The organism is Aliihoeflea aestuarii, assembly GCF_024105665.1.
Taxonomy (GTDB): Bacteria; Pseudomonadota; Alphaproteobacteria; order Rhizobiales; family Rhizobiaceae; genus Aliihoeflea; species Aliihoeflea aestuarii.
This window is the reverse complement of the sequence record NZ_JAAAMK010000002.1, coordinates 570,179-583,391: the sequence shown is the minus strand read 5'-3', so window position 1 is coordinate 583,391 and position 13,213 is coordinate 570,179. Positions and strand designations below refer to the sequence as shown.

The following is a 13,213-nucleotide window of genomic DNA, read 5'->3' as shown; positions in this document are numbered from 1 at the left end:
TGCCGGTCGCATGAACCAGGACGACGATCACAAGCACAGGAACGAGGTCACGCTGCGCGATGTGAGCGCGGCCGTGGGCCTCGGAATGAGCACGATCTCGCGGGTTCTGCGCAATCACGGCTCATTCTCCAAGGCCACCCGCGACAGGGTGATGAAGGCGGTCGATGAACTCGGCTATGTTCCCAACCGGATCGCGGGAGCACTCGCATCCTCCGGCTCCAATCTCGTCGGTATCGTCATCCCTTCGCTGCACAATATCGTCTTTCCCGATCTGTTGAGTGGCGCGGCGGTGGCGCTCAATCCCATCGGTTTTCAAACAGTCATCGCCGTCACCGACTACGACATTGAACAGGAGCAGAAGGTCATCCAGTCGATGCTGGCATGGCGGCCGGCAGCGTTCCTCGTCACGGGGCTCGAACATACCGGGCGTACCCGCTCGATGCTGAAGAACAGCGGCGTGCGCGTTGCCGAGCTTCTTGACACCGACGGTGAGGGAATCGACCTCGTCGTCGGCTTCTCGCAGCGCGAAGCGGGAGCCGTCAGCGCCCGTCACCTTTTGGAGCGCGGCTATCGTCGGATCGGCTATATCGGGCCGCAATTCTCGTTCGACCCGCGCGCGCGGAAGCGTTTCGAGGGGTTCAGTCAGGTTCTGGCGGAAGCCGGTATCGAACCGGCCGAGACGGAATTGATCGGCCGGACCTCATCGACGGAGGCCGGCCGCGCTGCGCTCGAACGCATGCTCGCCCGCAATTCCAACCTCGACGCGGTCTATTTCTCGAATGACGATTTCGCGGTTGGCGGGTTGTTCCACTGTTTTGCCAAGGGCATCGCCGTGCCGTCGCGACTGGCCATCATGGGCTACAACGGACTGGATATCGGCAGGTTCGCCCCGCAACCGCTGACGACGCTGCTGACGCCGCGCACCGAAATCGGAGAGATCGGCGCGCGCATGGTCATGGAAGGCGGCGACCCGCAAGTCGTCGATCTGCCGTTCGAAATTTTGGAAGGAGCGACGACCTGACGACCGGTGCGAGGAGGCATCGGGCGAGAAACTTGCATCATCATCAAAGGGAGGAGACCGAAGATGACTGGAAGAACGATCCTGATACTGAGCGCCGCGCTTGCCGCATCGGTGTGGAGCATTCCGCATGCAGCCGCGCAATATCCCGACAGGCCCCTGACGCTGATCGTGCCTTGGGGCGCGGGCGGCGGCACCGACGCCACGGCCCGCATCATCGGGTCCGGCCTCGAGCGTGAACTGGGGCAGTCGATCAGCGTGGTCAACCGCACCGGCGGTTCGGGCGTGGTCGGCCACTCCGCTATCGCCGAGGCCGATCCGGACGGCTACACGATCGGCATCGCCACCGTCGAAATTGGCATGATGCACTGGCAGGGGCTGACGGAGCTGACCCACCAGGATTACACCCCGCTCGCGCTCATGAACGAGGACGCCGCGGGCGTGCAGGTTCTTGCAAACTCCGAATACGAGACGCTGGAAAGCCTTCTCGAAGCCATCGACAGTTCGCCGGCGGGAACGTTTCGGGCGTCGGGAACGGGGCAGGGCGGCATCTGGCATCTCGCCATCGCGGGCCTGCTGAACGATCGCGGGATCGATCCGACGAAGGTGCCCTGGGTTCCGAGCGAAGGCGCTGCGCCGGGCCTGCAGGATCTGATGGCCGGCGGTGTCAGCATCGTTCCCTGTTCGCTCGTCGAAGCGCGCGGTTTGATCGAAGCGGGTCGCGTGAAGTCGCTCGGCCTCATGGGACCGGAGCGGGCTGAACTCTTTCCAGACGTGCCGACCGTTTCCGAAGCGGTCGGTTCAGACTGGCAGATCGGCGCCTGGCGCGGCATCGTCGGGCCGGAGGGTCTGCCTGACGACGTCGCCGAACGTCTGATCGTGGCGCTCGAAGCCGTCTACAACAGCGACGACTACAAGAACTTCATGGCCGCGCAAGGCTATGGCGTCCGCTGGGCCAGAGGCGAGGAGTTCGGGACCTTCATGGAACAGGCGGACGCTTCGCTTGGCCAGACGATGGAAGCGGTGGGCCTCGCCCGCTAGCGCTCGATTTCGGCCCTGCCGGTCATCCGGGCCGGCAGGGATCGTCGAAAACGTACCAGACCGATCAGGCGGAGACGTTCATGCGGTTCAGCGACACCATGCTCGGCGCGATGCTTCTCATTTTGGGTATCGCCGTCACGGCCTATGCGCGCACATTGCCCGCCGTTCCCGGCCAGCAATACGGCGCGGCAGCCTTCCCGACGCTCATAGGAGTCGGCTTTGTGTGTTGCGCGCTCATCCTCCTCGTTCAAGGGCTGAAGGCGCGGTCCGTGCCGCTCGTTTCCTTCACCGAATGGACCCGTCAGCCGGGCGCGCTCGTGGCCGTCGGGGTCACGATCCTGTGCATCGTGGCCTACATGCTTTTGGCGCGCCGCGTCGGCTTCATACCGGTATCGGTCGCCATTCTCGTCGTTCTGTTCCGCCTGCTTTCGGTTTCGTGGGGAAAGACGATCTTCTTCGCCGTGGCGGCGACGCTCGTCACCGATTACGTCTTTCGAAGCCTGCTGCTGGTGCCGTTGCCGTTCGGCATGATGCCGCGAATGCCCTGGTAGGAGGCGCGAAATGGACGCGATCATCCAGGCATTCGAACTGGTCTTCACATGGCCTGTAATGACCACGATCCTCGGGGCGGCACTGTTCGGCCTGCTCGTCGGGGCGGTGCCTGGACTGACCGCGACGATGGCGACGGCGTTGCTCGTGCCGCTCACCTTCTTCATGGACCCGATCCCCGCCGTCGGCGCCATGGTCACCTGCGCGGCCATGGCTATCTTCGCTGGCGACATACCGGGCGCGCTCCTGCGCATCCCCGGCACGCCGGCCTCTGCCGCCTACACGCACGAAGCTTACGCCATGACGCGCAAGGGCGAGGCGGAAACCGCGCTCGGTGCCTGCGTCCTTTTCTCGGCCATCGGCGGGCTGTTCGGTACGGCCGTGCTGATCTTCGCGGCCCCGACATTGGCGGAGTTCGCGCTGAACTTCTCCTCGCAGGAATATTTCTGGATGGCGATGCTGGGTCTGACCTGCTCGGCGTTCATCGGCTCGCCATCACCGATCAAGGGACTTGTGAGCCTGCTCATCGGTCTGCTCGTGGCGACGGTCGGTCTCAACAATGCGGCCGGTGTGCCGCGCTTTACGTTCGGCTCGACGGACCTCATGGCCGGCATCGACTTCATCCCCGCGATGATCGGCCTTTTTGCCGTGTCGGAAGTCTTCCGTACGGTGGCTGCGGGTGCGCCCGCCTGGGACAATGTTCAGGTCAAGGTCGGCAACATATTCCGCAACTGGGGCGGAATGGTCGTCACTTACTGGCGCCAGCAACTGCGGGGCAACGTCACGGGCACGGCGATCGGCATTCTGCCGGGCGCGGGGGCCGACGTCGCCGCCTATGTCAGCTACGCGGTGAGCCGGCGCTTTTCGAAGACGCCGGAGAAGTACGGAACCGGACATCTGGAAGGTGTCGTCGAGGCGACGTCGTCGAACAACGCGTCGCTGTCGAGCGCGTGGGTGCCGGCCCTCGTCTTCGGCATACCAGGTGATACGATCACCGCCATCGTCATCGGCGTGCTCTACGTCAAGGGGCTCAATCCGGGGCCGACGCTTTTCATCTTCAATCCGCAGTTGATCTACGCCGTCTTTCTCATCTTCCTCCTTGCCAACCTCCTGATGATTCCGCTCGGCTGGCTGGTCATCAAGCTGGCGCGGGGGCTCTTGCGCACGCCGCGCTCCATCCTGATGCCGATCATCCTGATCTTCTGCATCGTCGGGGCCTTCGCTTCGAACAACGCGGTCTACGGCATCATCATCATGCTGGTCTTCGGCATTCTCGGGTTCTTCATGGAGGAGAACGAGATACCGATCGCGCCGTGCATCCTCGGTATCGTCATCGGGCCAATTCTGGAACACAACTTCATCACCACGATGATCAAATCGGACGGGTCTTTCATCACATTCGTCGATCGACCGATCGCCGCCGTTCTCGCCGTCGGCCTCTTCCTGATATGGGCCTCGGTCCTCTACCGGGCGTTTCAGTCGAGGGGCGCGGCCGCATCGTGACAAAGGTTCGCAATTGTATCCGCGAAAGCGGCTTTATATGGATTGGCAGCGCTGCCAAACTTGAATATCGTCACGCTGACGAAGATCGGGAGGGTTCATGACGACGAATGGTAAAGGTTCGAAACTGCGCTCGCGTGCGTGGTTCGACAATCCGCTGAACCCCGACATGACGGCGCTTTATCTCGAGCGCTACCTGAATTACGGCCTGTCCCAGGACGAGCTCCAGTCCGGCAAGCCGATCATCGGCATCGCGCAGACCGGATCGGACCTGTCGCCGTGCAACCGGCACCACCTGGAACTGACCAGGCGGGTGCGCGAGGGCATCCGTGAGGCGGGCGGCATCGCGATCGAGTTCCCGGTCCATCCGATTCAGGAAACCGGAAAACGGCCGACGGCCTCTCTCGACCGGAACCTTGCCTATCTCGGCCTCGTGGAGGTGCTCTACGGCTATCCGCTCGACGGTGTCGTGCTGAACATCGGCTGCGACAAGACCACGCCGGCCATGCTCATGGGGGCGGCGACGGTCAATATTCCGGCCATCGCCTTGTCTGTCGGTCCCATGCTCAATGGCTGGTTTCGCGGCGAGCGCACGGGGTCAGGCACCATCGTTTGGAAAGCCCGCGAGATGATGGCGGCGGGCGAGATCGACTATGCCGGCTTCATCAAGCTGGTTGCGAGTTCGGCACCGTCGACCGGCTATTGCAACACGATGGGCACGGCCACCACAATGAACAGTCTTGCCGAGGCGCTCGGCATGCAGCTTCCCGGTTCTGCCGCCATTCCCGCGCCTTACCGGGACCGGCAGGAGATGGCCTACCTGACGGGCAAGCGCATCGTGGAGATGGTCGCGGAGGATCTGAAGCCTTCCGATATTCTCACCCGCGACGCCTTCGTCAATGCCATCCGAGTCAATTCGGCGATCGGCGGCTCGACCAACGCACCGGTCCATCTCAACGCGCTGGCGCGCCATGTCGGCGTCGAATTGTCGATCGACGACTGGCAGGAACAGGGCGAGCATGTGCCGCTGCTCGTCAATCTCCAGCCGGCGGGCGAATATCTCGGTGAAGATTATTACCACGCCGGCGGCGTGCCGGCCGTCGTCGCGCAACTCATGGCGAACGGGCTGATCGCCGAGGATGCGATCACCGCCAACGGGCGCACGATCGGCGACAATTGCCGCAATGCGACCATCGAGGACGAACGCGTCATCCGCCCGTTCGACCAGCCGCTCAAGACCAATGCCGGGTTCCGCGTCCTGCGCGGCAATCTTTTCGACAGCGCGATCATGAAGATGTCGGTGATCTCGCAGGAATTTCGCGACCGGTATCTGTCGGACCCGGCGCAGCCGATGGCGTTCGAGGGCAGGGCGATCGTGTTCGACGGGCCTGAGGATTATCATCACCGCATCGACGATCCGGCGCTGAAGATCGACGAGCACTGCATCCTCTTCATGCGCGGGGCCGGGCCGATCGGTTATCCGGGCGCGGCGGAGGTCGTGAACATGCGCGCGCCGGACTATCTCATCAAGCGCGGCGTCCACTCGCTGCCCTGCATCGGCGACGGACGTCAATCGGGAACTTCCGGCTCGCCGTCGATCCTCAATGCGTCGCCGGAAGCCGCGCTGAACGGCGGTCTGGCGCTCCTGAAGACCGGCGATCGCGTGCGCATCGATCTGAAAGCCGGGTCGGCGGACATGCTGCTCGACGATGCCGAACTCGATACGCGCCGGCGCGAACTGATGGCGCGCGGCGGATACGAATTTCCCGCCCACCAGACGCCATGGCAGGAAATCCAGCGCGGCATCGTCTCGCAGCTCGAAACGGGCATGGTGCTGGAACCGGCCGTCGCCTATCGCCGGCTCGCACAGGGCGGGGTGACCGGCACGATGCCGCTCGTTCCGCGCGACAATCACTGACATTACGGGAGAGCGCGATGCGTATACTGGTTCTTGGAGGCGCGGGCATGATCGGCCGCAGGCTGATCGACGCGCTCGTCGCGAGCGGTGAACTGGCCGGACACGGCATCGATGCCATCCATTCCTTCGATGTCGTCGAGGGCGCGTTCGATTCCCCACTGGTTTCATCGCAGGCAGGCGACATCGCCGATGCGAAAACGATCACAGGACTGGTGGAGGGGCGCCCGGACGTCATCTTCCATCTGGCGTCGATCGTTTCGGGCGAGGCGGAAATCGATTTCGAAAAAGGTTACCGCATCAATCTCGACGGCATGCAGAACCTTCTGGAGGCGATCCGCAAGGCGGGCGACGATTACCGCCCGCGTCTCGTTTTCACCTCCTCGATCGCGGTTTTCGGCGCGCCGTTCGAGGAGCCGATCCGCGACAGCTTCTTCCATGCGCCGCTGACGAGCTACGGCACGCAAAAGGCGATCTGCGAATTGCTGCTCGCCGATTACAGCCGCAAGGGGTTCGTGGATGGCGTCGGGATACGCCTGCCGACCATCGTCGTGCGACCGGGCAAGCCGAACAAGGCGGCGTCGGGCTTCTTTTCGGGCATCATCCGGGAGCCGCTGGCCGGTATAGAGGCGGTGCTGCCGGTCGATGACGATGTCCGGCACTGGGTCGCAAGCCCGGCCGCTGCCGTCGGCTTTCTCCTCCATGCCGCCACGCTTGACGCTGCGGCGCTGGGCAACCGGCGCTCGCTGACGATGCCGGGGCTGTCGATCACCGTGGGCGAAATGATCGAGACGCTGCGCGAAATCGCCGGCGAGGAAACGGCGGCGTTGATCAGGCGCACGCCCGACGCCGCGATCCAGAAGATCGTTGCCGGCTGGCCGCGCGACTTTTCCGCCGAGCGGGCCGAGGCGGCGGGTTTCGTCGCCGACCCGGATTTCGCGGCGATCGTGCGGGCGCACATCGCTGACGAGCGCGCCAGGGCGGCGCAAATGAATGGAGATGCAGCATGAGCGGCGAAAAGGAACGGGTCGGTTTCATCGGCGTCGGGCTGATGGGGCATGGCATTGCCAAGAACATCGTCGAGGCGGGGTATCCGTTGACGGTGATGGGGCATCGCAACCGCGAGCCTGTCGAGGATCTGCGGAAAAGGGGAGCGAGAGAAGCCGAAACGATTGGCGAACTCTCGGCGGGATGCGAGATCGTTTTCCTGTGCCTGCCGGGCAGCCCGCAGGTCGAGGCAGCCGTGCAGGACATTCTTGCCGCCAAGGGCGCGGTCCACACCATCGTCGATTGCTCGACAAGCAATCCGGTCTCGACCCGTGCGCTTTCGGATACCTGCAAAGAGGCGGGCGTGACGCTGGTCGATGCACCCCTGGCGCGAACGCCGAAGGAGGCGTGGGCAGGGCAACTCGACACTATGGTCGGTGCCGATGCGGCGGATTTCGAGCGGTTGGAACCGCTTTTCGAAAGCTGGGCCGCCCGGATCGTTCGGGTCGGAGACGTTGGCGCGGGGCACACCGTCAAGCTTCTCAACAACTTCGTGGCGCTCGGCTATGCTGCGCTCTATTCGGAAGTTCTTGTGATCGCGGCCAAAAACGGTGTCGAAGCAACTACGGTCCGGGACATCATCAATGGCAGCCGGATGGATTGCGGCTTCTTCCAGACCTTCATGCAATACGCCGTCGATGGCGACCGTGACGCGCACAAATTCACATTGCGCAACGCTCACAAGGATATGCGTTACGTGACGGGGCTTGCCAACGAAAGCGGCATCGCCTCGCATCTCGCATCCGGCGTCAAGAACAGCTTTGCGACGGCCGAGGCCATAGGACGGGGCGACGATTTCGTGCCGATGCTGGCCGACGTCGTCGCCGAACTCAACGGCGTGCGCCGCACCACGAAGGACAATCACGCATGAACCGCATCGATCTCGAAGGCCGAAAAGCGATCATCACCGGCGGCGCGCGCGGTATCGGCTATGCAACTGCGGAGCGGATGATCGCAAGCGGCGCTTTCGTCGAATTATGGGATATCGACGCCGCAGCGATCGACGAGGCCGTCAAATCTCTTGGCGACCAGGCCACCGGCAACGTCGTTGAACTGACGGATGAAAAGGTGGTTGCGGTTGCTGCCGGAAAGACGTTCGACGCAAGGCCGGTCGACATTCTCGTGAACAATGCAGGCATCACGGGCGGCAATGCGAAGACCTGGGAACTGGCGCCCGACATCTGGCGACGCACGATCGAGGTCAATCTCGTTGCGCCCTATCTGACCTGCCACGCGCTCGTGCCGCTCATGGCGAAGGCAGGATATGGCCGCATCGTCAATGTGGCGTCCATCGCTGGCAAGGAGGGCAATCCCAATGCGTCGCATTATTCGGCGTCGAAGGCCGGGCTGATCGCGCTGACGAAGTCGCTCGGAAAGGAACTTGCCGGATCGGGCATCCTCGTCAATTGCGTGACGCCGGCTGCGGCGCGCACGTCGATCTTTGATCAGATGACGCAGGAGCATATCGACTATATGCTGTCGAAGATCCCGCTCAATAGGTTCGTCGAGCCGTCGGAGGTTGCGGCCATGATCGCCTGGCTCGCCTCGAACGACTGCTCCTTCACGACGGGCGCCGTGTTCGATATTTCGGGCGGGCGCGCCGTATATTGATCCGTGATGACATGTCTAGAAAATTTGATGCAATAAATTTAGCGCAGTTTTAACCGACATTTCCGAAGCGATGATGTCGGTTTGATTTCGTTAAGTTTCGATGGGCAGATTTCCCTCGCGACAATGCGGGGGGTTCGATGAAGACGTTCTGGCGATCCGAGTCAGGCAATTTCGCGATGATGACTGCCGTGATTCTTCCTGCGCTGCTGGCCGGCGTGGGCGTGGCAATCGACACGGCGAACATCGTCAATTCCAAAAGCCGGCTGCAAAACATCGTGGACAGCGCCGTTCTTGCCGCTTCGCAGGAAAACGCGTCCGACAAGGAGCGCCGCGACCTTTTCGACAGTTTCGTCGCCTCGCAAGGGGCGAACTTTATCGTCGGAGCCGCCCAAACCCGTCTGATCATCGATGAGGGCCTGAACTACGTTCAGCTCACCGGCCACGTCGAAGCCAGGATCGGTCTCTTCCTGATGGACCGCTTCGGCAATCAGGACATCACCGTATCGGCGACGACGTTCCGATCCACCAAGACACTCGAGATCGCGATGGTTCTCGACAATACCGGGTCGATGGGGCAGGCCGGCATCGATGCGCTGAAGCGGGCGTCGAAGGCGCTGGTCACTGCCGTCGACAACAATGGCGACCCTCGCCAGGAGGTCCATATCGGCGTCGTTCCGTTCGTGACGGCGGTCAACATCAATGCGGAGGGGTTCGACGAAGACTGGATCGATACCAGGGGCGAAGCCCTTTACAATGGCTGGAACTTCATCAGCGATCAGATGCGCAACGTGCGATTGGCGCAGACGCCTGCCCAGCGTAGCGCCGATCTTACGAACGCGGCGCGTGATGCGATCGTCAACAATTGGGAGCATCGCGGTTTGATGACGTGCTCCACCTCCCAGACCGGAGCGCTGGCCGACGACATGCGCCGCGTTTGCGCCAATGTCAAAAAGTACCCCCACCATCAGGAACTGTTCAGGCAGTCCGGCACGAGTTGGAAGGGATGCGTCGAGGCGCGTCCCGCGCCGTACAATCTCGATTTGACGCCGCCCGATCCCGCCAAGCCTGACACTTTGTTCGTTCCCTACTTCGCGCCAAGCGAACCGGCAGCGCAGCGCATGACGAATGGCGGCAACGACGGCAGCCGTTTCAACAATGTCTGGCTCGACCACAAGACGGTGAACCTGTCGCTCGACCAGGATGCGACCCGTCATGTGGTTCAGCGGTCGACCTTGAAATATGTGATCGAGGACATGACCGGCAATCGCAAGCCGGGTCGATCAGTCAAGGATACGCACAACCTGACGATCGGTCCCAACCGGGCCTGCCCGACGCCCATCACTCCGCTGACGACCGACATGGCGAAGGTGAATGCCGGCATCGATGCGATGCAGTTCTGGAACGGTTCCGGCACGAATATTTCGGAAGGACTCGCCTGGGGCTGGCGTCTGTTGTCACCCGGCGAGCCGTTTGCCGGCGCGGCGCCTTTCGAGGCCGAGAATGTCTCCAAGTTCCTCGTCCTGATGACCGATGGCACCAACGTTTCCTTTGGCGCGAGCAACACGATCAACAGGTCGGATTACGGATCCTACGGATTTCTGAACACGCCCGCAGCAGGCAGTTCGGGTGGACGGATCAGCGGCGCGACGAGCCAGGGGGCGGCGGAAACGGCGCTCAACACCTACACAAGGACGATGTGTACGCGAATGAAGGAACAAGGCGTCGAGGTCTATACCGTCCTTTACAATACGACGAATTCCGCTGTAACGACCCTCTTTCGCCAGTGTGCCAGCCGGACCGGGAATTTCCACATGGCTGCCAATACCGTGGCTCTGGAGGAGGCTTTTGCCAAGATCGGCCGCGATGTCGCCACCTTGCATCTGACGCAATGAACTGACGCGGGAACGATCGCGGGTGCCGCGCATTCCACGAAGATCGAGAAAAACGATCTTCGGGTGACAGATGAGTTTCCGCGACTTTCGGCGAGACCGTATTTCCAAACCGATCTTCGGGTGGGCCAAAGGTGTCATGCCGCCCATTTCGGAAACCGAACGTGACGCGATCGATGCCGGTACGGTCTGGTGGGATGGTGAACTCTTCACCGGCACGCCCGACTGGAGCAAGCTGGTCGCCATGAAGCCTGCCGCGCTTTCCGCCGAGGAACGCGCTTTCATGGAAGGTCCGGTGCGCGAATTGTGCGCCATGGTCGATGACTGGAAGCTGGCATGGGAGGATCGCGACCTGCCGAAGCCGGTCTGGGACTTCATGCGCGAGAAGAAATTCTTCGGCATGATCATCCCCAAGGCGTTCGGTGGCCTCGGTTTCTCCAACACCGCGCATTCGGAAGTCGTTCGGACGCTTTCGTCGGCGAGCGTCGTGGCGGGCGTGACCGTGATGGTGCCGAACTCGCTCGGTCCCGGCGAACTTCTCATGCATTTCGGCACGGACGCCCAGCGCGAACACTGGTTGCCACGGTTGGCCGACGGGCGCGAAATTCCATGTTTCGGTCTGACCTCGCCGGAAGCGGGGTCCGATGCGGCGGCGATGACGGATACGGGCGTTATCGAATATGGCGAGCATGAAGGGGAACGCGTTCTCGGCATCCGGCTCAATTTCGAGAAACGCTATATCACGCTCGGCCCGGTCGCGACCGTCATGGGGCTTGCCTTCAAGCTTCTGGACCCGGAAAACCATCTCGGCGGCGGTGCGGATCGCGGCATCACGGTCGCACTCTTGCCGACCGCGACGCCGGGCGTGAGCCACGGCGACCGGCACATTCCGCAATTCACGTTTTTCCAGAACGGGCCGCTATACGGAAAGGATGTGTTCGTTCCGCTCGACTGGGTGCTCGGTGCTCCCGAGCGCGTCGGGCAAGGGTGGAAGATGCTGATGACGGCGCTTGCAGCGGGGCGGGGGATTTCGCTTCCCTCGCAATCGGCCGCGTCGGCCGCCATGTGCGCCCGAGCCACCGGTGCCTATGCACGCGTGCGCACCCAATTCAATGTGCCCATCGGCAAGTTCGAAGGCATTCAGGAGCCGATGGCCGAAATCGCGGCCAATGCCTACCAGATCGATGCAGCGCGCCGTCTGACGGTCGCCGCGCTCGACGAGGGGCACAAACCATCGGTCATCTCGGCGATCATGAAGTTTCACGCGACCGACCGCATGCGCCGCTCGATCGAGCACGCGATGGACATTCATGGCGGCAAGGCCGTCATCGACGGGCCGAAAAACTATCTCGGAGCTCAGTATCGCTCCGTGCCGATCGGCATCACGGTTGAGGGTGCGAACATCCTCACCCGCAATTTGATGATCTTCGGACAGGGCGCCATCCGCTCGCATCCCTATATGCTCAAGGAGTTGCTGGCTCTTTCCGATGAAGACGGTGAACGGGGGCTTGCCGAATTCGACCGGCAGTTCTGGCGTCATGCCGGACACTCCATCGTCAACGCGTTTAGGGCTTTCGTTCGCGGCTGGACAGGGGGGCTGGTCTCACCGGCACCGGCCACAGCTTCCATGTCACGCCATTGGCGTCAGCTTTCGCGCTATTCCGCAGCCTTCGCGCTTCTTTCCGACCTGTCGCTGCTGACGCTTGGCGGCGCGCTCAAACGCAAGGAAATGCTGTCCGCCCGCCTCGGCGATATTCTGGCAGAACTTTACCTTGGCGCCGCTGTGCTCAAGCGGTTCGAGGACGAGGGACGGCCGGACGCCGATCGTCCGCTCGTCGACTTCATCATGGTGCGTGGGCGCCAGCGCATGGGCGTCGCATTCAAGGGAATCCTGGCGAATCTTCCGGCGCGTTGGGCGTCATTTCTGGTGCGACTCGTGGCCTTTCCTCTGGGTGTTCCGCATCCCGAACCCAAAGACACGGACCGGTCGCGCGTTGCGGAGATGCTGATGGAGCCAGGCTCGCAGCGTGATCGGCTGACGCCCGACATCTATCTGGGCGAAGGTGACGCGGAGCACGCCCTCAAGGACCTCGAACACGCGTTCGACCTTGCCGCGCAGGTCGCTCCAATCGAACGCAAGATGCGCGACGCGAAGGTGCGGGAGCCTGAAAGGGCGCTGGAAACGGGGCTGATCTCCGCCGACGAAAAGCGCCGACTGGATGAGGCGCAGGGCGCGATCGCCAAGGTCGTTGCAGTCGATGCCTTTCCCATGGCCGAGATATCGCCATTGGCGGACCAGCACGAACACCCAAGTCAGACCGACCGGCGCGAAGCGGCTGAATGACGCGGCATGCCGTGCAACCGGCAAACGATCATCGGCGTTTCTGATGCGACCGATTGGAAAAGGAGGCTTTCATGCCTGAGAACGAGAAAAAACGTCATCTCGATATCGAAAAGAACAACGACAAGACCCGCAAGGAGGACGAATTGCAGGAAGGTCTCGAAGATTCCTTTCCGGCAAGCGATCCCGTTTCCGTGACGGGGTCGAGCATCACCGGCGCGCCGAAGGGCGACAAATCGAAAAACAAGTGATGCAATGGCGATTTCCATAGAAAAAGGCGGCCCGTGGCCGCCTTTTTTCGG

At 62.4% G+C, this 13,213-nt stretch carries 11 protein-coding genes; all 11 read left to right on the top strand.

What is annotated here, in order from left to right; all coding sequences use genetic code 11:
• Window positions 1–10: 10 nt before the first annotated feature.
• Window positions 11–1,021, top strand: a complete 1,011-nt coding sequence (locus tag GTW25_RS07205; RefSeq protein WP_252911264.1) for a LacI family DNA-binding transcriptional regulator — start codon at window positions 11–13, stop codon at window positions 1,019–1,021.
• A 63-nt stretch (window positions 1,022–1,084) separates the two neighbouring features.
• Complete coding sequence (locus tag GTW25_RS07200; RefSeq protein ID WP_252911263.1) at window positions 1,085–2,059, top strand: Bug family tripartite tricarboxylate transporter substrate binding protein; 975 nt, start codon at window positions 1,085–1,087, stop codon at window positions 2,057–2,059.
• An 80-nt stretch (window positions 2,060–2,139) separates the two neighbouring features.
• Window positions 2,140–2,610, top strand: a complete 471-nt coding sequence (locus GTW25_RS07195) for a tripartite tricarboxylate transporter TctB family protein (protein WP_252911262.1) — start codon at window positions 2,140–2,142, stop codon at window positions 2,608–2,610.
• 10 nt (window positions 2,611–2,620) lie between these two features.
• Complete coding sequence (locus tag GTW25_RS07190) at window positions 2,621–4,111, top strand: tripartite tricarboxylate transporter permease (protein WP_252911261.1); 1,491 nt, start codon at window positions 2,621–2,623, stop codon at window positions 4,109–4,111.
• Between the two features lie 97 nt (window positions 4,112–4,208).
• The gene (locus tag GTW25_RS07185; RefSeq protein WP_252911260.1) at window positions 4,209–6,026 is read left to right on the top strand and encodes an IlvD/Edd family dehydratase; all 1,818 of its coding nucleotides are present in this window, start codon (window positions 4,209–4,211) and stop codon (window positions 6,024–6,026) included.
• 17 nt (window positions 6,027–6,043) lie between these two features.
• On the top strand, window positions 6,044–7,033 hold the full coding sequence (gene denD / locus GTW25_RS07180; RefSeq protein WP_252911259.1) for a D-erythronate dehydrogenase: 990 nt from the start codon (window positions 6,044–6,046) through the stop codon (window positions 7,031–7,033).
• Window positions 7,030–7,941, top strand: a complete 912-nt coding sequence (locus GTW25_RS07175) for an NAD(P)-dependent oxidoreductase (protein WP_252911258.1) — start codon at window positions 7,030–7,032, stop codon at window positions 7,939–7,941. Before denD ends, GTW25_RS07175 begins: the two co-directional genes overlap by 4 nt.
• Window positions 7,938–8,681, top strand: coding sequence for an SDR family NAD(P)-dependent oxidoreductase (locus tag GTW25_RS07170; RefSeq protein WP_252911257.1), 744 nt, complete (start codon window positions 7,938–7,940; stop codon window positions 8,679–8,681). Before GTW25_RS07175 ends, GTW25_RS07170 begins: the two co-directional genes overlap by 4 nt.
• 176 nt (window positions 8,682–8,857) lie before the next feature.
• Window positions 8,858–10,573: a pilus assembly protein gene (locus GTW25_RS07165; RefSeq protein WP_252911256.1), complete on the top strand. Its 1,716-nt coding sequence runs from the start codon at window positions 8,858–8,860 to the stop codon at window positions 10,571–10,573.
• A gap of 70 nt (window positions 10,574–10,643) precedes the next feature.
• The gene (locus GTW25_RS07160; protein WP_252911255.1) at window positions 10,644–12,914 is read left to right on the top strand and encodes an acyl-CoA dehydrogenase; all 2,271 of its coding nucleotides are present in this window, start codon (window positions 10,644–10,646) and stop codon (window positions 12,912–12,914) included.
• A 71-nt stretch (window positions 12,915–12,985) separates the two neighbouring features.
• A complete protein-coding gene (locus GTW25_RS07155) occupies window positions 12,986–13,162 on the top strand; it encodes a hypothetical protein (protein WP_252911254.1) in 177 nt (58 codons plus the stop codon).
• Window positions 13,163–13,213: the final 51 nt, after the last annotated feature.